Genomic DNA, 21,244 nt, shown 5'->3' with positions numbered 1-21,244 from the left:
CGGCGGCTACGCCGTGGAACTGGGCCAGCAGGACCAGGCCCAGCAAGCCCAAATCCTGCCGTGCTGAAAGCGCTTGATCGGAGTCCTCAGACGAAGGCTCGGGAAAAGATGCGGAAAGTTCCATGGCGGCAACACAAATTTACGATTTGCGAGAATTTGCCCACCAATGTCATATGCCGTCAATGTATCTAGTCAATATCCAGTAAAATTTCTGCGATAAATACAACAGTCTATTTCGTAACAATTAACAGAAAATTAATAATAATTGAGAGCAATCTCGTCGATATAGACATGATTAACATCATAAAAAATCACAGCAAGAACACAAATAAGCAATAAAAAACCGCCGGCGCTAGACCGGCGGTTTTAGTTGCGGATGACGGTTGTCACTCCAGCTGTTCATTCAGCTTGAGCTTGCCCACCAGCCAGGTGTGATCGTAGCTGACGATCTCGAACGGATTGCCGAAGGGATCGACGAAGGACAGCGAGCAGAAAAAGCGATGGTCGCGCACGGAGTCCCGGGCGATGGTCTGGCCGTCGCGATTGGTGACGCGCTCGCCGGCCAGCTGGTCTATCCACTCCAGAAAATCCTGGCCGCTCACCACAAAGGCGATATCGCCCTGATGATTGGCCGCCCCGCTCTTGTCTTCGCTCACCGCCAGGCGCACCGCGCCGTTGGCGTTGGCCAACATCACCGCTCCGTGCGGGCCTTCGCGCATGTGCTTGTAGCGCGGGTCCGGGGCCATGGCCAGCACGCGCTGATACCATTTCAGGGCCTTGGGCACGTCAGTCACACGAATGTGGATGTGATCGATCTTGCCTAAAGTCAGCATGACTTCCTCATATTGTTTTTGATGCGATGGCCCTTGGGCGACGCGCCGTCCAGCTGGGCTGGCGACGCTGTTCGCCCCTTGCCGCCGCCGGTATTTCTTTATAACAGCAAGCTGTCTATCCGCGCATTGTACTTGATTGCCATCAGCCTTGCTCGCGCTGCAACAAAGGCTGCAAATAGCGCCCGGTATGGCTGACCGGATTGGCCGCCACTTGTTCCGGCGTGCCGGTGGCGATGATCTGGCCGCCGCCGGCGCCGCCTTCCGGCCCCAAATCTATCAGCCAGTCTGCGGTTTTGACCACGTCCAGATTATGCTCGATCACCACGACGGTGTTGCCGCTTTCGCGCAGGCGGTGCAGCACTTGCAACAGCAGGTCGATGTCATGGAAATGCAGGCCGGTGGTGGGCTCGTCCAGGATATACAGAGTGCGGCCGGTGTCGCGCTTGGACAATTCCAGTCCCAGCTTGACGCGCTGGGCCTCGCCGCCGGACAGGGTGGTGGCGCTCTGCCCCAGGCGGATATAGCCCAGGCCCACGTCCATCAGCGTTTTCAGCTTGCGCGCCACGGTGGGCACCACGCTGAAGAAGTCCAGCGCCTGTTCCACCGTCATTTCCAGCACTTCGTGAATACTCTTGCCCTTGTATTGCACTTCCAGGGTTTCGCGGTTGTAGCGCTTGCCGTGGCATACGTCGCAAGGCACGTAGACATCCGGCAGGAAGTGCATTTCCACCTTGATCACGCCGTCGCCCTGGCAGGCCTCGCAGCGGCCGCCCTTGACGTTGAAGGAGAAGCGACCCGGCCCGTAGCCGCGCTCGCGCGACAGCGGCACGCCGGCGAACAGTTCGCGGATGGGGGTGAACAAGCCGGTGTAGGTGGCCGGGTTGGAGCGCGGGGTGCGGCCGATCGGGCTCTGGTCTACGTTGATCACCTTGTCCAGCTGCTTCAGGCCCTGGATGTCCTGATAGGCCGCCGGTTCTTCGCTGGCGCCGTTGAGTTCGCGCGCGGTGATCTTGTACAGGGTGTCGTTGATCAATGTGGACTTGCCGGAGCCGGACACGCCGGTAATGCACACCAGCATGCCCAAGGGCAGGTCCAGGGTGACGTCCTTGAGGTTGTTGCCGCTGGCGCCGATCAGGCGCAGCATGCGCTCCGGATCCACCTCGCGGCGCTCGCCGCCCAGCGCGATGCGGCGGCGGCCGGACAAGTAATCGCCGGTAACGGAATGGGCGCAGGCGGCCACTTCCGCCGGGGTGCCGGCCACCAGCACTTCGCCGCCGTGCTCCCCGGCGCCCGGCCCCATGTCCACCAGGTAGTCCGCGGCGCGGATGGCGTCTTCGTCGTGCTCGACCACGATCACGCTATTGCCCAGATCGCGCAGCCGCATCAAGGTGGCCAGCAGGCGGTCGTTGTCGCGCTGATGCAGGCCGATGGACGGCTCGTCCAGCACATACATCACCCCGGTCAGGCCGGAGCCGATCTGGCTGGCCAGGCGGATGCGCTGCGCCTCGCCGCCGGACAGGGTGTCCGCGGAACGGGACAGGTTCAGGTAGTCCAGGCCCACATTATTGAGGAAGGACACCCGCTCGCTGATTTCCTTGACGATTTTCTCCGCCACCGCCTGTTTCTGGCCGCTGAAAGCCAGTTGGGCGAAGAAGCCGGCGGTGTCCTTCAGCGGCATCTGGTTGATCTCGTACAGCGTCTTGTCGCCGACGAAGACATGGCGCGCCTCCAGGCGCAGCCGCGAGCCCTGACAGTGCGGGCAGGGCTGGTTGTTCTGGTACTTGGCCAGTTCTTCGCGCACCGCGGAGGAGTCGGTTTCGCGGTAGCGGCGCTCCAGATTGGGGATGATGCCCTCAAACGGATGCGAACGGCTGAATTTGGTGCCCTTCTCCGACATATAGCTGAACTCGATGCTGTCGCGGCCGGAGCCGTGCAGCACCACGTTGCGCACTTTTTCCGGCAGGTCTTCAAAGGCGAGTTCGGCCACAGAAAAACCGTAATGCTCGCCCAGCGCCATCAGCATCTGGAAATAGAACTGGTTGCGCTTGTCCCAGCCCTTGATCGCGCCGGCGGCCAAGCTGAGTTCCGGATGCGCCACCACGCGGCGCGGATCGAAGAAGGTGATTTCGCCCAGGCCGTCGCACTTGGGGCAGGCGCCCATGGGGTTGTTGAAGGAGAACAGCCGCGGCTCCAGCTCCGGCAGGCTGTAGGAGCACACCGGGCAGGCGAACTTGGCGGAAAACCAGTGTTCCTTGGCGCTGTCCATTTCCACGGCGATGGCGCGGCCCTCGGCGTGGCGCAGCGCGGTTTCAAAGCTTTCCGCCAGCCGCTGTTTCATGTCCTCGCGCACTTTCAGGCGGTCTATCACCACTTCTATGGTGTGCTTCTTGTTCTTGTCCAGCTTGGGTACGGCGTCGAGTTCAAACACTTCGCCGTCCACCCGCACCCGCACGAAGCCCTGGGCGCGCAGGTCTTCGAACAAGTCCAGATTCTCCCCCTTGCGGCCGACAATGACCGGGGCCAGGATCATCACCCGGCTTTCCTCCGGCAAGGCCAGCACATGGTCCACCATCTGACTGACAGTTTGCGAGGACAGCGGCACGCCGTGCTCCGGGCAGTGCGGCTCGCCGACGCGCGCGTACAGCAGGCGCAGGTAGTCGTGGATTTCGGTGACGGTGCCCACGGTGGAACGCGGGTTGTGGCTGGTGGCCTTCTGTTCGATGGAGATCGCCGGCGACAGACCTTCGATCAGGTCCACGTCCGGCTTTTCCATCAATTGCAGGAACTGGCGCGCATAGGCGGACAAGCTTTCCACGTAACGGCGCTGCCCTTCCGCGTACAGGGTGTCGAAGGCCAGCGAGGATTTGCCGGAGCCGGACAGGCCGGTAATCACGATCAATTGGTGGCGGGGCAAATCCAGGTTGATGTTCTTCAGATTGTGCGTGCGTGCGCCGCGAATGCGAATGCTGTCCATATTGGAGCGTAACTCACCGTCGGTCAGGGAACCTGTTAATATACCTGACTTGGCAAGTCTGACTCCACCAGTCTTTAACGCGCGGCGTCATCCGGAACGGCGCCGGACCGTTACTAGAACCATGGGGCGCGGCCCGCAGGCCGCAGCCCGCCAGCAACACAAACGACGCACACAAGAATGAACGCAACAGAACTCCGGGCCAGCCTTGGCCTCGCCGGCATCTACGCCCTGCGCATGCTGGGCATGTTCCTGATCCTGCCGGTATTCGCCCTGTACGCCCAAACCCTGAAAGGCGCGGACAATCACACGCTGATCGGCATCGCGCTGGGCAGTTACGGCCTGACCCAGGCCCTGCTGCAACTGCCGCTGGGCATGCTCTCCGACAAGATAGGCCGCAAGAAGGTGATTTACGGCGGCTTGCTGCTGTTCGCGCTGGGCAGCTTCGTCGCCGCCGGCGCGCACGACATCGCCACCCTGACCGTGGGCCGGGTCATCCAGGGCGCCGGCGCCATTTCCGCCGCCATCACCGCGCTGCTGGCGGACCTGACCCGCGAGGAAAACCGCACCAAGGCGATGGCGATGATAGGCATGTCCATCGGCACCACCTTCGCCGCCAGCCTGGTGCTGGGGCCGCTCTTGGCCAAATACATCGGGGTCAACGGCATTTTCGCGCTCACCGGCGTGCTGTCGCTGGCGGCGCTGATCGGCGTCTGGCTGATCATCCCGGACCCGGTCAGCTCCCGCTTCCACTCCGACACCGAGGCCAACGCTAAACGGCTGCCGGCGGTGCTGAAAGACCCGCAGCTGCTGCAGCTCAATTACGGCATTTTCGCCTTGCACGCGGCGCAGATGGCGATGTTCGTCACCATTCCCTTCGCGCTGATCAAGACCGCGCATCTGGACAAGACCCAGCACTGGCAGGTGTATCTGCCGGTGACGGTGATCGGTTTCCTGCTGATGGTGCCGGCCATCATCTACGGCGAGAAAAAGGCCAGGCTCAAGCAGGTGTTCGTCGGCGCCATCGCGCTGATGGCCGCAGCCCAACTGGGCATGGCGATGGCGCTGGACAGCTTCTGGCAGATCGTGGCCTGGCTGGGCCTGTATTTCATCGCCTTCAATATTCTTGAAGCCACGCTGCCGTCCTTGATTTCCAAGATCGCCCCGGCGGATGCCAAGGGAACCGCGATTGGCGTGTATAATACCGCCCAATCCCTTGGCCTGTTCCTGGGCGCGGCCGTCGGCGGCTGGCTGTACACCCGCTACGGTCCGGCCGGCGTGTTCGGCTTCACCAGCCTGCTGATGCTCACCTGGCTGCTGTGGTCGCTGGCCATGCGGCCGCCCAAGCCGGTGCGCTCGGTGATGTATCACATCGGCGAGGACTGGCGTGGCGACGCCGGCGATCTGTCCCGCCAATTGGCCGGCGTGACCGGCGTGCATGAAGCCGTGGTCGTGTTGGAAGACCGCGTGGCCTACCTGAAGGTATCGCAGCGGCAGTGGGACGAGGCGACGGTGCAGCGCCTGATCGGAGCCACGTTCTGAGCTGCGGCGACAGGCCAAATATTTAGATTTTTATTCGGAGACATCTGATGAACAGCATCACCTTTGACGGCCGTCTGGCCGCCGACGCCGAACTGCGCTACACCCCCAGCGGTGAGCCGGTACTGTCGTTCCGCGTAGCCAGCGACATCGGCTTTGGCGAGCGCAAGAGCACCAACTGGTTCAGCTGCCAGGTATGGGGCAAGCGCGGTGAATCGCTGAAGAACTACCTGGCAAAAGGCCAGCAAGTAACCGTTTACGGCCAACTGACCCTGCGCGAATGGCAGGACAAAGAAGGCAATAAACGCCTGTCCCCGGACGTGCGCGTCAATGAACTGAGCCTGCAGGGCGGCCGCAATGAAATGGGCGGCTCCAGCGGCGGCATGAGCGGCGGCGGCATGGACGATGGTTACGGCTACAACGCCCCGGCCCCGCGCCAGGAAGCCCCGCCCGCGCCGCGCCGCCAGGAGCAGCGCCCGGCGCCCAAGCAACTGGACGACATGGACGACGACATTCCGTTCTAAACACCGGATCGTCACTGTCAAACAAGACCGAAATACAGGGCGCCGTCAGCGGATGGCGCCGGATTTCGGTCTTTTTCTTTGCTGTTTCGCCCTAACCCCCGCCCGCCCCGCTTATCCGGACCGGAGGCAAGCCGGACTTGAACGCCGCGCTGGCAAGCGCGTCAGCGTCCTCCTCTGTTCGCCAATCGGCATGCATCGCCCTCCCGCCGCCCCTGTCCGCCGCCAAGCCAGGGCGCAGCTTGCTGCGCCGCATCGTACTATCTCGGAACATTAAGCGCCTGCCGTGTCTAGCTTTGGCTGTACTTGAGCCGATATCGACGCTCTCAAAATGTGCGTTTGCACAAATGAGACAAATCCACTTCGCCGACATATGTCGAGTGAATTTTACTGTGTCAATTTCATGCCGTATTGATATAATTTCCACGTATTATCAAAACGACATATTCGGCCTGTCTTATACGACATGTGCAGGGCACCCATGAAAAACGCCGCATCGCGCACCGTACTCCGTCAGCCACGCCAATCCACGGCGTCGCCAACCGACCCGCCCCTCTCCGGGCCTATCCGCCGCCCGTAAAACCCATCCCGTACTAAAGCCGCAACGATAGCGGCGACGCGTCCTTCTTTTTTGTCGCGCCTTCATTCGCCCTTAACTTTATTTTAAATAAATATCAACAACTGTAAAAGCCATATTGGAAACATTATGCTAGACGATAAATCGATCTGCCCGCTGAGCGCCGCCCAGCAGGAAGTCTGCCTGGCCATCGGCCAGGAAGGCCGTAATCTCCATTATCACCTGTGCGATGTGATCGAATTCACCGGCGACTTGCAGGCCCCGCTGCTGGAACAGGCCATCAAGACCGTGTGCAGACAAGTGGAAACCCTGCGCGCCGCCTTCGAAACGGACACGGTCACCGGCCAATACCGGCAACACCTGCGCCCCGAATTGCACGACGCCTATTTCTCCTGGCACGACCTATCGGCCGAAGCGGACCCCGAGCAGGCCTACGCCGCCATGCTGAACGGCTTGCTGGCCGACGATATGGACCTGGCCCGACAACCGCTGATCCGCTATCTGATCGTCAAACTGAGCGACCGTCGCCACCGCATGATAGAGCTGGGCTCCCATCTGGTGGTGGACGGTTTCGGCCACGCCATCCTGTTCAAGCACATCACCGATTGCTATGTCCGGCTGGCGCGCGGCGAAGCCATCGAAGCGCTGCCGGCGCAGCCGCTGAGCCAGGTGTTCGAGGCGGAGCAGGCCTATCGCCAGAGCGAGTCCTATCTCAAGGACCAGTCTTACTGGCGCCAATACTGCCTGGACCTGCCCGACGCCACCCAACTGGTCCCCGGCGACGCGCCCCTGCGCAAGCTGAACCGCCTGCGCAAGGCCTTCTCCGGCGCGGCGGTGGACGGGCTGCGGGAAACCGCCGGCCAACACCGCCTGCGTCTGTCCAGCCTGCTGCTGGCGGCCTGCGCCACCTATCTGCACCGCATGACCGGCCAGAGCGAACTGGCGGTGGGCATGCCGGTGGCGGCCCGTCAGCTGAAAGCCCTGCGCGAGATTCCGGCCATGGTGGCCAACATCCTGCCGCTGCGCATCTCCTTCGCGCCGGAGGCCACGGTGCTGTCGGTTGCGGCGGACATCCAGCGCCAGCTGCGCCGCCATCTGCTGCATCAGGGCTACCGCTCGGAGGCCATGATCCGCGACCTGTACGCGGAACGCGGTCACAAGCCGCTGTTCAACACCCTGCTCAATATCGTGGCTTATGACCAGGAAGTGAGCTTCGACGGCTGCGAAGCCACGGTGCAGAATGCCGCCAACGGTCCGGCCGATCATCTCGGCATCGACATTTTCGACCGCAACGCCGACGGGCGGCTGGAGATAGGCTTCAACGCCAACGCCGATCTCTACCCGCTAGAGGCGCTGGAACTGCACTATCAGCGGATGATTCTGCTGCTCGAGCATTTCGTCGCCAACCCGGAAACCCTCGCCGCGGATTACCAACTGCTGCTGCCGGGCGAACGAGAACGCCGCTATCCGCTGCCGGCGCGCGCCGACGCGCAACCGGTCTTCGCCGACGCCTTCGCCGCCTCTGCGCTAAGCCACGCCCATCGGCCGGCGCTGCGCCAGGGAGAGCGCGAACTCAGCTACGCCGAGCTGGACGAGCGCGCCAACCGCCTGGCCAGCCTGCTGCTGACGCGCGGCGTGCGGCCCGGGGACGATGTCGCCGTCATCGTATCGCGCAGCATAGAGTGGGCGGTCGCGGCCGTTGCGCTGTTCAAGCTGGGCGCAGGCTATGTGCCGGTGGACCCCGACCTGCCGGAAGCCCGCATCGAATACATACTGGCCGACGCCTCGCCGGCCGCGGTCATCGTCGCCGGCGGCGGCGCCGTCAAGGCCGGGATCGCGCCGGAAAAACAGCTGCTCCTGGACGCCGCGGCGTTGGATGCGCTGCCGCCGGCCGCCCTACCGCTTCCCCGCGTAGACCCCGCCGCGCCCGGCTATTTGATCTACACCTCCGGCTCCACCGGCAAGCCCAAGGGCGTGGAAGTGAGCCACCGCAACCTGGTGCCCATCGCCGACACCGCCATCCGGGCGGCTGGGCTGCAAGCCGGCCAGCGCGTGCTGCAATTCATCGCCGCCGGCTTCGACATGTCGGTGCTGGAAATCATGATGACGCTGCTGGCCGGCGCCACCCTGGTCATCTGCGACAAAGTCGCCAGCGCGCCCGGCAAACCGCTGGCCGCGCTGGTGAAACGGGAAAACATCAAGCTCGTGGTCATGACGCCCAGCCTGCTGGCCTACCACCAGACCGAGGACTTCCCGCAAGACACCGTCCTGATGCTGGGCGGCGAACCTTGCACGCCGGCGCTGCTGGCGCGCTTCTCCCACTGCCGCCTGCTCAATGTCTACGGACCGACCGAAACCTCCTTCGCCACCTCGATCAACGCCGACTACGGCGACGGCGACCTGTCCATCGGGCCCGCCACCGCCAATACCCGGCTCTATGTGGTGGACCCGCGGCAGCGGCTGCTGCCGCCCGGCGCCTGGGGCGATCTGTTCATCGGCGGCCCCGGCGTGGCCCGCGGTTACCGCAACAGCCCGGAGCTGACGGCCAAAGGCTTCGTCCCCGATCTGCTGGACCCCGCCGACACCATGTACCGGGCCGGCGACCGCGTGTTCTTCGACCACGCCGGCCGCATCCACTATCAGGGCCGCCAGGACAATCAGATCAAGCTGCGCGGGCTGCGCATCGAGCTGGACGAAATCAAGAACGCCCTGCTGGGCTGCGGCGGCGTAGAGGACGCCGTCGCCTTGCTGCGGGACCTGCCCCACGGCCCGGCCATCGTCGGCTATGTGGCCAACCAACAGCTGGACCTGGACAGCGAAGGCCTGAAACAGGCGCTGAGCCGGCAATTGCCGCATCATATGATCCCCAGCGTCATCATGGTGGTGCCCGTCTTCCCGCTGACGCCCAACGGCAAGCTGGCCACCGGCGAGCTGCCGACGCCGACGCTGCTGGACGACGGCGAACAGGCTCCGCCGCGCACGCCTGAAGAGGAAATCATGTGCCGCTTGTTCGCAACGGCGCTGGAATGCGGCGAGGTCTACGCCAATCAGAACTTCTTCGCGCTGGGCGGCCATTCGCTGCTGGGGCTGCAACTGATCAACCGGGTCAGGGAAACCTTCGGCGTCTCGCTGGGCATCGCCGACTTCCTGGCCGCCCCCACGCCGCGCCAGCTGGCCCTGCGCCTGCAACGGCCCGCCGCTTTCAGCGATCCTTTCGACGCCATGTTGCCGCTGCGCGTCCAGGGCGGCCGCCCGCCGCTGTTCTGCATTCACCCGGGCGGCGGCATCGCCTGGCCCTATGCCGGCCTGCTGCCCTTCCTGCCCGAGGACCAGCCGCTGTACGCCATCCAGTCGCCGATACTGCGCGACCCGGAACGCGTCGTCGAATCGCTGGACGAACTGGCGGAGGAGTACCGGCAACGCATCCAGGCGGTGCAGCCCCAGGGGCCGTACCAGTTGGCGGGCTGGTCGGTGGGCGGCAATCTGGCGCTGCGCCTGGCCGCCATGCTGCAGGCCGACGGCCACGAAGTCAGCTTCCTGTGCATGTTCGACAGCTATCCGCTGCAGGGCGGGCCAGCCTCGCTGAAACTGGACGACGCCACCATCATCACCCGCATGACCCGGGCCATCGTCGGCGCGCCGCGCGCCGGCATCAAGGGGCTGAAGAGCGCAATGGAAGAAGTTCTGGGCGGCAGCCAGGTCGGCGAGGAGTTTCTGACCCGGCTGGTGAACGACTCCAAGCTGATGTTGGAACTGCTCGCCCGCTGCCGCTACCAGCGTTACGACGGCGACCTGATCTTCATCCGCGCCACCACCGACATCCTGCGCCCCGAAGACCAGCAGCCGTCGCTCTGGCAGCCCTACGTCTCCGGCAAGCTGATTGAGTACGAGGTGAACGCGCCGCATGAATGCCTGCTGCAACGCCAGTACCTGGAACAATTCGGCGCGCAATTCGCCGCCGAGCTGCAGCGACGGACGCCGCTCAGCCCCAGCCCGCAGCGGCAGGCGCAGCCGGCCTAAGCCCCATCGCCCCACCCAGCCCGCGGCACGCCGCGGGCTTTTTCATTCCGGCGCAATCCCAAGCCGCTGTTCCAAAACCTCGCAAGCCAGCGCGAGACAAGGCCCTGCCGCTGAAAAAGCGGCATGGCCGTACAGTGAAAAGCATGCCCGCCGCCTCGTCTCCGACAAGGCGCTACAGGCTTTGGAGCGCGTCTAGCCGCCGGCGCGCTTCACCGTCCAGCCGCGCTGCTTGAGCAAGCCCTGCACCTGCTCGCAATGATCGCCCTGGATCTCGATGACGCCGTCCTTGACCGTGCCGCCGCTGCCGCAGGCGTTTTTCAGCTGTTTGCCCAGCTGCGCCAGTTCCAGCGCGTTCAACGGCGCGCCCTGAATCACGGTGACCGCCTTGCCGTTGCGGCCCTTGGTTTCCCTGCGCACCCGCACCACGCCGTCGCCGGCCGGCGCCTCCTGCTTGCCGCATTGGCATTGGGCGACGGCAAAGCCGCACTGCGGACACATGCGGCCGTGTTCGGTGGAATACACCAAGCCGCCGGAAACATTGCGCGATTTCATGAGTTCAAACCCCGAGCCATTGATGAAACGGCCTGCATCGTCGCGGTTTTGCCCGGCTTTGGCAAGCCCGCCCCCCCAGCCCTCTCATCACGGCGCTGGCAAATACGCAAGTCCTTTGGCATATTTAAAATCCACCCTTGCCCCAGCCTGACCATGGACAAGCTTTATCGCGACCCGGCGCCGGAACGCGCCGAACTGGATGCCCAGCCCGGCGTCACCGTGCTGGAATTCGGCGCGCCCTGGTGCGGCCACTGCCAGGCGGCTCAGCCTCTGATTCGACAAGCCTTGGCGGCCTATCCCGACATCCGTCATTTGCAAATCGAAGACGGGCCGGGCCGCCGCCTGGGACGCAGCTACCGCGTCAAGCTGTGGCCTACGCTGATTTTCCTGCGCCACGGCCAGGAAACCGCTCGCCTGACCCGGCCGGCAACGGTGGAAGCCGTCAACAATGCGCTGCGGCAATGCCTGCAAGCCTGAAACACAGCCGCCCCTCCCCACCCACCAGGAGTCTCCCTGATGAAAACCCTGCTGCCCTACATCAACTTCCACGGCCAGTGCGAACAGGCGCTGGCCTTCTACCGCCAATGCTTCAACGGCGAAATCGTGGCGCTGATGCGCTTCGGCGACGCGGACTTCCCCAGCCCGGACGAGGCCAAGAACAAGATTCTGCACGCCGAGTTCAAAGCCGAAGGCGTTCATTTCATGGCCTCCGACGGCATGCCGGGCCGCACGCCCGCCATCGGTGAAAACATCACGCTGAATTTCATGCTGGACAGCGAGGCGGAGCAGACCGCGATCTTTGAAGCCCTGGCCCAGGGCGGCCAGATCAATGAGCCGCTGCACGACGCCTTCTGGGGCGCCCGCTTCGGCATGCTGGTGGACCGCTTCGGCATACGCTGGATGAGCAACTGTCAGAAACAAGGCTAGAGCCGGCCTCGGCGTCGCTGGCGGCGCCGTTTTCTCGCCGACTTATCTATATAAATATAGCTATGTTAAAATAGAAAAATGCCTAACTCATCAATCCCGGCGGAGGCCGTGTCCCGGCTGCACCTGCAACTGATGGCCTTGACGCGCCGCTTGCGCCAGGAGGCCCAGGACGACGAACTGCCGTTTGCCCAGCTTTCGCTGCTGGCCAGCATCGAACGCGCGGACGGCGCCGCAACGCCGTCTGCGCTGGCCCGCGCGGAAAAGCTGCGCAGTTCCAACCTGGCCAGCCTGCTGCGCGAACTCGACGCCGGCGGTCTGATTCTGCGCGCCGGCGACCCCGAAGACGGCCGCAAAGTCCGGATTCGCCTGAGCGACGCCGGCCGCCAGGTCCTTGACGCTCACCGCCTGCGCAAAGACGACTGGCTGCGCGCCGCGCTGGCCGGACTGCCGCCGCAGCGCCTGGAACTGCTGCTCGCCGCCGGCGAGCTGCTGGCGGAACTGGCCGCAACAGAAACGCCGGCCGTTCGCCGGTCTTGATCAATACGCCATAAGGAACTCAGCGATGAACACCGCTTTTATCGGACTGGACTATATCCGCGACATCATGATGGACGGCGGCAAGGTCGCCCGCTGCGCCGAGCACGCGCGTCAACGCGGCGTCATCGCCGCCGCCAACCAGGCCATCGCCGAGGCGCGCCGCCGCCGCTGGCTGGTGGCGCAGGTGAAAGTGGGCTTCGCGCCCTCCTATGTGGAACAACCCAAGGCCTCGCCGCTGTTCGGCCGCGCTCACGAATTCGGCGCGCTGGATCTGTCCGGCCCCGGCACCGCCTTCCACCCGGAGCTGGACCTAAGGCCGGAAGACGCCATCGTGATCAAGCCGCGCGTCAGCGCCTTCTACGCCACCTCGCTGGAAGCGGTGCTGCGCGCTCATCGCATCGAACGCCTGATCCTGTCCGGCGTCAGCAGCACTTGGGCGGTGCAGGCCGCCGCACGCGACGCTCACGACCGCGATTACCAGGTGCTGGTGCTGGAGGACGGCTGCGCCGCCGCCAGCGAGGAAGAGCATCAGACCTCGATGCGCCAGCTGGCGACGATAGCCCGCATCATCAGCCTGGACGAGCTGGCTGCGCTGTAAGAACCTGTTTACGACCTGCTGCGCTTCGTGAGATGCGGCACGATGAGTACGCCTTGTCCCGCCTTAGCCCGCTAGATCGTAAACAGGTTCTAAGCTATGCGGCTCGATGGCTCAATACAGATAAATGCCCTGCTGCGACGGCGCCGGAGTCGCCGCCTCCTCGCCCTGCATCTCGCGCAAGGAGGCTTCGATGCCGTGGCAGAGCGCGGACAGCGGCAGGTCGTTGCCCTCCTTGCCAAACGGCTCCTCCAGCTCCTCGCCTATCACTTCCAGCGCCAGATAGGTGTAGGCGATGAAGACCGCGATCGCCGGCGTCAGCCAGCCTATGCTGGTGACCAGGCCGGCCGGCAGCAGCAGGCTGTACACCGTGACGGTGCGGTTGAGCAGCACCCGGTACGTGAAGGGAATGGGCGTGGAGGCGATGCGCTCGCAGCCGCCCAGCACTTCCGACAGCGAGTTCAGATTACGGTCCAGCGCATGCCATTGCATATCGCCCAACACGCCGTCGCCGCGCATGCGCGCGGCCAATTGCCCTAGCCAGGACAGGATCAGCGCCGGCTTGAAGCGCGCCGCCAACGCCTTGTCCAGAATCTCCTCCGGCAGCAAACGGCGCAGATGGGCGTCGGCGTCGTCGCCGCGCAACTGCGCCTTGAGCGCGTAGGCGAAGGCGCAACAGCCGTCTATCAGACGCCGCGCGTCCGCATTGTCCGGCGCCAGCGACAGAACCTGCCGCGCCAGCGAGCGGTTGACGATCAGCAAGCTGCCCCACAGCTTGCGCGCCTCCCAAAAGCGCTCGTAGCTGACCGAGTTGCGAAAACCCAGGAAGATGGCCAGCGACACCCCCATCAAGGTAAAGGCGGGAATGCTGAGCGCGGAGTCCGCGTGTTCGCTCAGCCACCAGCCGCGCACGGCGGCGGCGGCGATGGAAATGAAAAAGACCAGCAGCAGGCGCGGCATGATGCGCGGCAGCACCGAACCGTGCCAGACAAACAACAGGCGCAGCCAGGAAGAAGTGGATCTAACAATCATGGCGGGAATATGACGAAGTAAGAACGTGTTTACGATCTCGCGAGCCAAGGCGAGACAAGGCGAAAACCGCTGAGAAAGCGGAATGTACACACGGTACATGAGCATTTCGAAGGGGTTTTCAACGCCGTATCGCCAACGCGCAGCTGATCGTAAACAGATTCTAAAATGGTTGACCGACCTCCATGATAGGGCAGCTTGCCCCTGCGCCGCCATGTTTGCGCCCAATTCACACAAGATGCGGCGCCAGCGCCTCCGCCAGCCAATCCATGAAAACCTGCGCCCGGCGCGGCAGGTTGCGGCGGTGGGCGTACAACAGCGTGACCGGCATCGGCGCGGCGCGGTAGTCCGGCAGCACTTCCACCAGTTCGCCGCTGTCCAGCAAATGGCGCACGCCGGACTCCGGCGCCTGAATCAGCCCCAGGCCGGCCAGACAGGCCGCCTGATAGGCCTCGGCGTTGTTGACGATAACGCTGCCGGCCATGCTCAGCCAGCGGCTGCCGTCGTCGTCATGGCATTCCCAGCCGGCCGGACGCGTGCCCAGGGTGGAGACATAATGGATCAGCCGATGCCGCGCCAGCTCATCCAGGCTTACGGGCACGCCGTAACGCGCCAGATAAGCCGGGCTGGCGCAATTGAGCTGGCGGAAACGCCCCAGCGGCCGCGCCACCAGGCTGGAGTCGCCAAGCTCCCCCACGCGCAGCACGCAATCGAAACCTTCTCGCACGATGTCCACCTTGCGGTCGGTGCTGCTCAGTTCCAGCTCCAAACGCGGGTGGCGCTGCAGGAATTCGTCCAGCCTCGGCAATACCTGGTAGCGCGCCACGCCGCTGGGCATGTCCACCCTCAGCCGCCCGCCCAGCGCCTCCTCGCCGCGCTGGAACATGCTTTGCAACTCGTCCATGTCCGCCAACACGTCCTTGCAACGCTCGTAAAAAGCCTGCCCGTCCTGGGTCATCTGCACTTTGCGCGTGGTCCGGTGCAACAGGCGCGCGCCCAGCCAGGATTCGGTCTGCTTGACCGCCACCGAGATGCTGGCCTTGGGCAGGCCCAAGCTGTCCGCCGCCTGCGTGAAGCTGGACAACTCGGCCACCCGGACAAAAATCTGCATCGCTTCCAGCTTGTTCATGCCGCCACCAATTGTTATTAATATACGAACACTATAATTTAAATAATCATATTTGTTTATAAAAAACCATACAATAAACTGAGCTCATCGGGTCCAAGCCTGCACCCGCCCCCTACAGGAGATTCCCATGAGCAAGAAAATCGCAGTCATCACCGGCGGCAGCCGCGGCCTGGGCAAAAGCGCGGCCCTGCACCTGGCACGCCAGGGCGTGGACGTCGTCATCACCTACCAAAGCCGCGCCGCCGACGCCGAGGCGGTAGTCGCCGAGATCCAAGCACTGGGCGGCCAGGCCGCCGCGCTGGCGCTGGACGTCGGCCAGAGCGCCGGCTTCGCCGCCTTCGCCGAGCGGCTGCGCCAGACGCTGGCCGAGCAATGGCGACGCGCCGACTTCGATTTTCTGGTCAACAATGCCGGCATCGGCATCCACGCCGCCTTCGCCGACACCAGCGAGGCTCAGTTCGACCAACTGATGAACATCCAGCTCAAAGGCCCGTTCTTCCTGACTCAGACGCTGCTGCCGCTGATCGCCGACGGCGGCCGCATTCTCAACGTCTCCACCGGCCTGACCCGCTTCGCCCTGCCCGGCTACGCCGCCTACGCGGCGATGAAGGGCGGCATGGAGGTGCTGACCCGCTACCTGGCCAAGGAGCTGGGGCCGCGCGGCATCGCGGTCAACGTCATCGCCCCCGGCGCGATTGAAACCGACTTCGGCGGCGGCCTGGTGCGCGACAACGAACAGGTCAACGCCCATATCGCCGCGCAAACCGCGCTGGGCCGCGTCGGCCGCCCCGACGACATCGGCGGCGCCATCGCCACCCTGCTCAGCGACGGCGCCGCCTGGGTCAACGGTCAGCGCGTGGAAGCCTCCGGCGGCATGTTCCTTTAAAAGAAGCAACAATCTCTGTGGCTCGGGACCATTGCCCAAGATATTGAATCCGCTTAAGCGGATAGGGATCTGGATTATCGGGACGGTCCTGAGCAGCAGGACGAACGCTGCGCCGAAAATCAGAGTGGGGAGGGACGTGCTCGCAGACTAAGAACCTGTTCAATGCCTGTTGTGCTCCGAAAGATGCGACAAGGTGAATAATCGTATCGAAAACGCTCATGCACCACGTGTGCATTCCGCTTCTTCAGCCGTTTTCGCCTTGTCTCGTTCTTGCCCGCGACGCTTTGAACAGGTTCTCAGACTTCCCAATACTCCTTCTGACGCCCCTGCGAGCCGGGGTTCAACTGCTCGCGCAGGCTGCGCAGCTTGTCCGGCTCTCCGCGCACGCGGAACCAGCTGCCCTCTTCCTCCGCGCGTTCTTCCAGCACCTGGCAGTGGCTGTAGATTTCGCCGCGCAGTTGCTGAGCGGACCACGGCAGCAGCAGTTCGCCTTCCTCCAGATCTCGCTGGAAGAAGGCCACGATCAGCGCGCGCAGCGCCGCCACTTCCTCGGGGCGGCGCGCGCTCATCACCACACAGTCCGGATAGCGTTGCCGCAGCTCGGCGGCCCAGGCCGCCTGCTCGGCCGCGTCGCCGACATGGTCTATCTTGTTGAACACCCGGATGCGCGGCACTTCGTCGGCGCCGATTTCCTTCAAGACCTCGTCGGTCACTTCCAGCTGACGCTGGAAGCCCGGGTCGCTGGCGTCGATCACATGCAGCAGCAGGGCCGCGTCCAGCGCTTCTTCCAGCGTGGACTTGAACGAGGCCACCAGACCGTGAGGCAGGTTCTTGATGAAGCCCACGGTATCGCTGACCAGCACCCGCGGCACGCTTTCCGGGTAGATGGCGCGCACCGTGGTGTCCAGGGTGGCGAACAGCTTATTGGCCACCAGCACTTCGCTGCCGGTCAAGGCGCGCATCAGCGTGGACTTGCCTGCATTGGTGTAGCCCACCAGCGACACCCCGCCCAGGCCCTGACCCTGGCGCTCCATCCGGCGCGCGCGCTGGGTCTTGCGCTCCAGCTCCATCGCGACGATTTCGCGCTGCAGCTCGGCGATGCGGTCGCGCACCTTGCGGCGATCCAGCTCGGTATGCGATTCACCGGCGCCGCGCCCGCCCATTCCGCTGCGCTGCCGGCCTTGCGGCCCGGCCAGCTTGGCCGCCTCGCGCAAGCGCGGCGCCATATAACCGAGACGGGCGATTTCCACCTGGGCGCGCGCCGCGCGCGAGCGGGCGTTGCGGTGGAAGATCTCCAGAATCACCATGGTGCGGTCCATCACCTCGCAGCCGACGGCCAGCTCCAGATTGCGCGCCTGCGACGGCGAGATTTCGTGGTCCACCAGCAAGGCGTCGATCTCCACCGTGCCGGCGTCCAAGACCGGCGGCGCGTCCTCCAGCTCGTCGTTGCGAAGACCGCGATTGACGAACTGGCTGATTTCCTCCAGCTTGCCCACGCCCATATAGGCGGTGCGGTCGAAGCTGTTACGCTTTTGCACAAAGGTCCGCACCACTTGGAAGCCCAGGGTCTTGGCCAGTTCGCTCAGTTCGGTGAGCGAGGCCTCGAACTCGACATCGCTGACATCGGGCAACTGGACCGAGGCCACCAGGGCGTAGCGGGGTTTCTCTTTGACTTCTGTTTGCATGTGCGTATGACTTTAACTTGATAGCGAGCCCAGATAGTACTCGCAAACGGGACTTCCCGCTGCGCAACGCGCGTTGCGGCGACGCCACGCCCCGCTTGACCCGACCGCGGGCAGCGTCGATACTCCTGCCGCTTCAAGTACATCGCCGTCAACGCCAATCCATGTCATTCACCTCACTGGGCCTGTCGCCCGCCCTGGCCCAGGCCGCCAGCGATCAGGGCTACCCGGCCCCCACCGCGGTTCAGCTCGCCGCCGTCCCCGCCGTTTTGCAAGGCCACGATGTGCTGGCCACCGCGCAAACCGGTTCCGGCAAAACCGCGGCCTACTGCCTGCCGCTGTTGCAGCAATGGCTGGCTGGCCGCCAGGCCTCGCCTCGCCAGACGCAAACGCTGATCCTGCTCCCCACCCGGGAACTGGCGGCGCAAGTGGGCGACGCCCTGCGCCAGCTGGCCCAGGGCCTGCCGCGCCGGCCCAAGATCGCCGTAGTCTTCGGCGGCGTCTCCATCAATCCTCAGATGATGGCCTTGCGCGGCGGCGCCGACATCGTGGCGGCCACGCCCGGCCGGCTGCTGGACCTGCTGGCGCACAATGCGCTGCGGCTCGCCGCCGTCGACACCCTGGTGCTGGACGAGGCCGACCGCCTGCTCGACCTCGGCTTCGCCGACGAACTGGCCAGCGTGCTGGCGCAGCTGCCGCCCTACCGGCAAAACCTGATGTTTTCCGCCACCTTCCCGCCCGCCGTGCGCGCGCTGGCGGAGCAATTGCTGAACCAGCCGCGGCATATCGACATCGCGCCCGGCGACGTCGCCGCGCCGGACATCCGCCAGCGCGTCATCGAGGTGGACGCCGGCCGGCGCACCATGTTGTTGCGCCATCTGCTGCACACCCATGGCTGGGAGCGGGCTCTGGTCTTCGTGGCCAGCCGCCACACCGCAGACCGAGTGGCCGGCAAGCTGCAGGCCGCCGGCGTCCGCGCCGCCGCGCTGCACGGCGATTGCAGCCAGGGACAACGCGGCCAGGTGCTGGCCGACCTCAAGTCCGGCCGTCTGCAAGTTCTGGTGGCCACCGATGTGGCCGCGCGCGGCATCGACATCGCCCGCCTGCCGGTGGTGGTGAACTACGATCTGCCGCGCTCGCCGGTGGACTACACCCACCGCATCGGCCGCACCGGCCGCGCCGGCGCCAGCGGCGAGGCCATCAGCTTCGTCAGCGCCGATTGCGCCGCGCATTTCCAATTGATAGAGAAACGCCAGCGACTGCGGCTGCCGCGCGAACGGATCGCCGGTTTCGAACCCGTCGCCGCCAGCCCGGCCGCGGCCGCGAGCGCCGCCACGAACTCGGCGGCCGACAACGGCGGCGTCAAGGGCAAACGCAAGAGCAAGAAGGACAAATTGCGGGAAGCCGCGGCCCAAGCCGAGCAGCGCTGAGCGCCTCGCCGGACCGAGCGGGATCTAGACGGCAAACAAACAGGGCCGCCCCCAAACGGGAGCGGCCCTGTTTTCGTCCGACGCCGGCCTGACCGGCCATGGCTTGTTCAAAGCCTCGCGACGCGCAACAGAACGTAGCCAGGCTCTTACAAGGCCCCCGGATCAATCTCCGCCACGCTCTCGAACACATAGTCCGGCTGGTAGGGAAACTGCTCCATGGATTCGCGCGACGACACGCCGGACAACACCAGCGCGGTGCCCATGCCGGCTTCTATGCCGCCGACGATGTCGGTGTCCATCCGGTCGCCTATCATCACCGCCTCCTCCGGATGCACGCCCAGCTTGCGGGTGGCCAGCATCATCATCAGCGAGTTCGGCTTGCCCACGATGTAGGGCTTCTTGCCGGTGGCGGCCTCGATGGCAGCTAGCAGCGTGCCGGCGGCCGGCTCGTAGCCGCCGCCCTCTATCGGATCGATCATATCCGGGTTGGTGCCGATGAATTTGGCGCCCTGATCGATAAAACGCACCGCCTTCTTGATCTGCTCGAAACTGAAGGTCTGGGACTTGGCCACCACCACGTAATCCGGATGGGATTCGGAAATGGAAAACCCCACCTTGTACAGCTCGTTGATCAGGCCGGCGCCGCCCACCACGTAGGCGGTGGGCATGGCCTTGCGCGTCTGGCTGCGCAGAAACATCGCCGTGGCCATCGCGCTGGTGATGAAGTTGTCTTCCGTCACGCCGTTGATGCCCAGGCTCTCCAGCTTCAGCCTCAGATCCAGCGGCGTCTGCTCCGCGTTATTGGTCAGAAACAGGAAGGGCGTGCCGCCCTGCGTCAGGCGGTTGACGAAATCGCGCGCGCCCGGAATCAGTTGCTTGCCCCGATAAATCACTCCGTCCATGTCGGAAATGATGCTTTTGCTCATACGGTCCATCCAAAACTGCAAGTGCCGACTCCGCCGGCACGGTGGCGGGCCGCGGCTCATTCGCCGCAACGGCGACAGCATAGCACGGCGGCGCGGTGGCCGACGCCCTCCTTGCCGCCGAGCGGAAAGACAGCGGCCGGGCGCGCGGCGTCGTCCCAATGGACAGGCGACGCCGCACCAAGCTATCTGTATGGGATCTTTGCCTGTACCATCGGAGCCAGATGCACGCATGCCCGTCGGGCCGTTCCGCCGGCGGGCTCCTTTCGCAGCAGCGGCCGCGCCGTCCCGGCGCGACCTTTTGCCATCCAGGGAGCGCAGCACGTATGAACATCGACGCCATCCGCGAGCAGGCCTTCGCCATGCCGCTGACCAACCCCGCCTTCCCCCGCGGCCCCTACCGCTTCACCAACCGCGAATTCTTCATCATCACTTATCGCACCGATCCGGCCAAACTGCGCGAGGCGGTGCCGGAACCGCTGCAGCCGGCCTCGGATCTGGTGAACTTCGAGTTCATCCGCATGCCGGACTCCACCGGCTTTGGCGACTACACCGAAAGCGGCCAGGTGATCCCGGTTCTGCTGGGTGGCGTGGCCGGCAATTACACCCACGCGATGTATCTGAACGACCACCCGCCCATCGCCGGCGGCCGCGAACTGTGGGGCTTTCCCAAGAAGCTGGCCTGCCCGCGGCTGCAAGTGCGCACCGACACCCTGGTGGGCGAACTGGACTACGGCCCGGTGCGGGTGGCCACCGCCACCATGGGCTACAAACATCACGCCCAGGACGCCAGCGCGCTGCAGCGCTCCATGGTCAACACGCCCAACTTCCTCTTGAAGATCATCCCGCATGTGGACGGCAGCGTTCGCATCTGCGAGCTGGTGCGCTTTCACCTCAAGGACGTCACCGTGCACGGCGCCTGGAGCGGGCCGGCGGCGCTGGCGCTGTTTCCCCACGCGCTGGCCCCGGTGGCGGAACTGCCGGTGCTGGAAGTGGTGGAGGCGCGCCACATCGTCGCCGACCTGACCCTGGGCCTGGGCGAAGTGGAATTCGATTACCTGAACTAAGCGCCTGTACTTACAGAACCTGTTCA

The 21,244-nt window shown here is 64.5% G+C and carries 17 protein-coding genes; 10 read left to right on the top strand and 7 right to left on the bottom strand.

Features of this window, described 5'->3' with window-relative positions; translation table 11 throughout:
* Positions 1 to 386: 386 nt before the first annotated feature.
* Positions 387 to 833, bottom strand: a complete 447-nt coding sequence (locus ACODSD_RS14530; RefSeq protein ID WP_081545504.1) for a VOC family protein — start codon at positions 831 to 833, stop codon at positions 387 to 389.
* 142 nt (positions 834 to 975) lie between these two features.
* Positions 976 to 3,807, bottom strand: a complete 2,832-nt coding sequence (uvrA, locus tag ACODSD_RS14525; protein ID WP_107800187.1) for an excinuclease ABC subunit UvrA — start codon at positions 3,805 to 3,807, stop codon at positions 976 to 978.
* Between the two features lie 177 nt (positions 3,808 to 3,984).
* Between uvrA and ACODSD_RS14520 the strand changes: the two genes are divergently transcribed.
* The 3 genes from ACODSD_RS14520 to ACODSD_RS14510 all read left to right on the top strand — a co-directional run bounded on the left by ACODSD_RS14520 (position 3,985) and on the right by ACODSD_RS14510 (position 10,461).
* Positions 3,985 to 5,346 carry an MFS transporter gene (locus ACODSD_RS14520; RefSeq protein WP_488877682.1) on the top strand — a complete coding sequence of 454 codons (1,362 nt, stop codon included), beginning with the start codon at positions 3,985 to 3,987 and terminating at the stop codon, positions 5,344 to 5,346.
* Between the two features lie 47 nt (positions 5,347 to 5,393).
* Positions 5,394 to 5,867: a single-stranded DNA-binding protein gene (locus ACODSD_RS14515; RefSeq protein ID WP_488877681.1), complete on the top strand. Its 474-nt coding sequence runs from the start codon at positions 5,394 to 5,396 to the stop codon at positions 5,865 to 5,867.
* 703 nt (positions 5,868 to 6,570) lie between these two features.
* A complete protein-coding gene (locus ACODSD_RS14510) occupies positions 6,571 to 10,461 on the top strand; it encodes an amino acid adenylation domain-containing protein (RefSeq protein ID WP_488877680.1) in 3,891 nt (1,296 codons plus the stop codon).
* A gap of 192 nt (positions 10,462 to 10,653) precedes the next feature.
* On the opposite strand, the gene ACODSD_RS14505 is transcribed toward ACODSD_RS14510, so the two are convergent.
* Positions 10,654 to 11,013, bottom strand: coding sequence for a translation initiation factor Sui1 (locus tag ACODSD_RS14505; RefSeq protein WP_107800192.1), 360 nt, complete (start codon positions 11,011 to 11,013; stop codon positions 10,654 to 10,656).
* A gap of 153 nt (positions 11,014 to 11,166) precedes the next feature.
* Between ACODSD_RS14505 and ACODSD_RS14500 the strand changes: the two genes are divergently transcribed.
* From ACODSD_RS14500 to ACODSD_RS14485, 4 genes are all read left to right on the top strand, one after another.
* A complete protein-coding gene (locus tag ACODSD_RS14500; protein WP_488877679.1) occupies positions 11,167 to 11,490 on the top strand; it encodes a thioredoxin family protein in 324 nt (107 codons plus the stop codon).
* 39 nt (positions 11,491 to 11,529) lie between these two features.
* Positions 11,530 to 11,940, top strand: coding sequence for a VOC family protein (locus ACODSD_RS14495; RefSeq protein WP_253314422.1), 411 nt, complete (start codon positions 11,530 to 11,532; stop codon positions 11,938 to 11,940).
* A gap of 78 nt (positions 11,941 to 12,018) precedes the next feature.
* Entirely contained in the window at positions 12,019 to 12,477 is a 459-nt protein-coding gene (locus tag ACODSD_RS14490; protein ID WP_488877678.1) for a MarR family winged helix-turn-helix transcriptional regulator, read from the top strand.
* Between the two features lie 25 nt (positions 12,478 to 12,502).
* The gene (locus ACODSD_RS14485; RefSeq protein ID WP_488877677.1) at positions 12,503 to 13,075 is read left to right on the top strand and encodes a cysteine hydrolase family protein; all 573 of its coding nucleotides are present in this window, start codon (positions 12,503 to 12,505) and stop codon (positions 13,073 to 13,075) included.
* 111 nt (positions 13,076 to 13,186) lie between these two features.
* Here the strand turns inward: ACODSD_RS14485 and ACODSD_RS14480 are convergent, their stop codons facing one another.
* On the bottom strand, positions 13,187 to 14,104 hold the full coding sequence (locus ACODSD_RS14480; RefSeq protein ID WP_235089376.1) for a bestrophin family protein: 918 nt from the start codon (positions 14,102 to 14,104) through the stop codon (positions 13,187 to 13,189).
* Between the two features lie 226 nt (positions 14,105 to 14,330).
* Positions 14,331 to 15,230: a LysR family transcriptional regulator gene (locus ACODSD_RS14475; protein ID WP_488877676.1), complete on the bottom strand. Its 900-nt coding sequence runs from the start codon at positions 15,228 to 15,230 to the stop codon at positions 14,331 to 14,333.
* Between the two features lie 127 nt (positions 15,231 to 15,357).
* Here ACODSD_RS14475 and ACODSD_RS14470 point away from each other — a divergent pair, with 127 nt between their 5' ends.
* Positions 15,358 to 16,116, top strand: coding sequence for an SDR family NAD(P)-dependent oxidoreductase (locus tag ACODSD_RS14470; RefSeq protein WP_488877675.1), 759 nt, complete (start codon positions 15,358 to 15,360; stop codon positions 16,114 to 16,116).
* Positions 16,117 to 16,412: 296 nt separating this feature from the next.
* Here the strand turns inward: ACODSD_RS14470 and hflX are convergent, their stop codons facing one another.
* A complete protein-coding gene (hflX, locus tag ACODSD_RS14465) occupies positions 16,413 to 17,801 on the bottom strand; it encodes a GTPase HflX (RefSeq protein ID WP_488877674.1) in 1,389 nt (462 codons plus the stop codon).
* Between the two features lie 161 nt (positions 17,802 to 17,962).
* Here hflX and ACODSD_RS14460 point away from each other — a divergent pair, with 161 nt between their 5' ends.
* The gene (locus ACODSD_RS14460; protein ID WP_488877673.1) at positions 17,963 to 19,228 is read left to right on the top strand and encodes a DEAD/DEAH box helicase; all 1,266 of its coding nucleotides are present in this window, start codon (positions 17,963 to 17,965) and stop codon (positions 19,226 to 19,228) included.
* 146 nt (positions 19,229 to 19,374) lie between these two features.
* On the opposite strand, the gene ACODSD_RS14455 is transcribed toward ACODSD_RS14460, so the two are convergent.
* Positions 19,375 to 20,154, bottom strand: coding sequence for an HAD-IIA family hydrolase (locus tag ACODSD_RS14455; protein ID WP_107799719.1), 780 nt, complete (start codon positions 20,152 to 20,154; stop codon positions 19,375 to 19,377).
* 323 nt (positions 20,155 to 20,477) lie between these two features.
* On the opposite strand from ACODSD_RS14455, the gene ACODSD_RS14450 reads away from it, so the two are divergent.
* A complete protein-coding gene (locus ACODSD_RS14450; protein ID WP_107799720.1) occupies positions 20,478 to 21,218 on the top strand; it encodes an acetoacetate decarboxylase in 741 nt (246 codons plus the stop codon).
* The last annotated feature ends 26 nt before the right edge of the window (positions 21,219 to 21,244 follow it).

Source organism: Chromobacterium sp. FG22 (genome assembly GCF_057809415.1).
This window is presented reverse-complemented; position numbering and strand designations above follow the sequence as displayed.

Coding starts and splice junctions, on each gene's coding strand:
- ACODSD_RS14485 (WP_488877677.1), top strand. CDS start 12,503: ATGAACACCGCTTTTATCGGACTGGACTATATCCGCGACATCATGATG.
- ACODSD_RS14480 (WP_235089376.1), bottom strand. CDS start 14,104: ATGATTGTTAGATCCACTTCTTCCTGGCTGCGCCTGTTGTTTGTCTGG.
- ACODSD_RS14470 (WP_488877675.1), top strand. CDS start 15,358: ATGAGCAAGAAAATCGCAGTCATCACCGGCGGCAGCCGCGGCCTGGGC.
- ACODSD_RS14515 (WP_488877681.1), top strand. CDS start 5,394: ATGAACAGCATCACCTTTGACGGCCGTCTGGCCGCCGACGCCGAACTG.
- hflX (WP_488877674.1), bottom strand. CDS start 17,801: ATGCAAACAGAAGTCAAAGAGAAACCCCGCTACGCCCTGGTGGCCTCG.
- ACODSD_RS14510 (WP_488877680.1), top strand. CDS start 6,571: ATGCTAGACGATAAATCGATCTGCCCGCTGAGCGCCGCCCAGCAGGAA.
- ACODSD_RS14450 (WP_107799720.1), top strand. CDS start 20,478: ATGAACATCGACGCCATCCGCGAGCAGGCCTTCGCCATGCCGCTGACC.
- ACODSD_RS14490 (WP_488877678.1), top strand. CDS start 12,019: ATGCCTAACTCATCAATCCCGGCGGAGGCCGTGTCCCGGCTGCACCTG.
- ACODSD_RS14520 (WP_488877682.1), top strand. CDS start 3,985: ATGAACGCAACAGAACTCCGGGCCAGCCTTGGCCTCGCCGGCATCTAC.
- ACODSD_RS14495 (WP_253314422.1), top strand. CDS start 11,530: ATGAAAACCCTGCTGCCCTACATCAACTTCCACGGCCAGTGCGAACAG.
- ACODSD_RS14475 (WP_488877676.1), bottom strand. CDS start 15,230: ATGAACAAGCTGGAAGCGATGCAGATTTTTGTCCGGGTGGCCGAGTTG.
- ACODSD_RS14530 (WP_081545504.1), bottom strand. CDS start 833: ATGCTGACTTTAGGCAAGATCGATCACATCCACATTCGTGTGACTGAC.
- ACODSD_RS14500 (WP_488877679.1), top strand. CDS start 11,167: ATGGACAAGCTTTATCGCGACCCGGCGCCGGAACGCGCCGAACTGGAT.
- ACODSD_RS14460 (WP_488877673.1), top strand. CDS start 17,963: ATGTCATTCACCTCACTGGGCCTGTCGCCCGCCCTGGCCCAGGCCGCC.
- ACODSD_RS14505 (WP_107800192.1), bottom strand. CDS start 11,013: ATGAAATCGCGCAATGTTTCCGGCGGCTTGGTGTATTCCACCGAACAC.
- ACODSD_RS14455 (WP_107799719.1), bottom strand. CDS start 20,154: ATGAGCAAAAGCATCATTTCCGACATGGACGGAGTGATTTATCGGGGC.
- uvrA (WP_107800187.1), bottom strand. CDS start 3,807: ATGGACAGCATTCGCATTCGCGGCGCACGCACGCACAATCTGAAGAAC.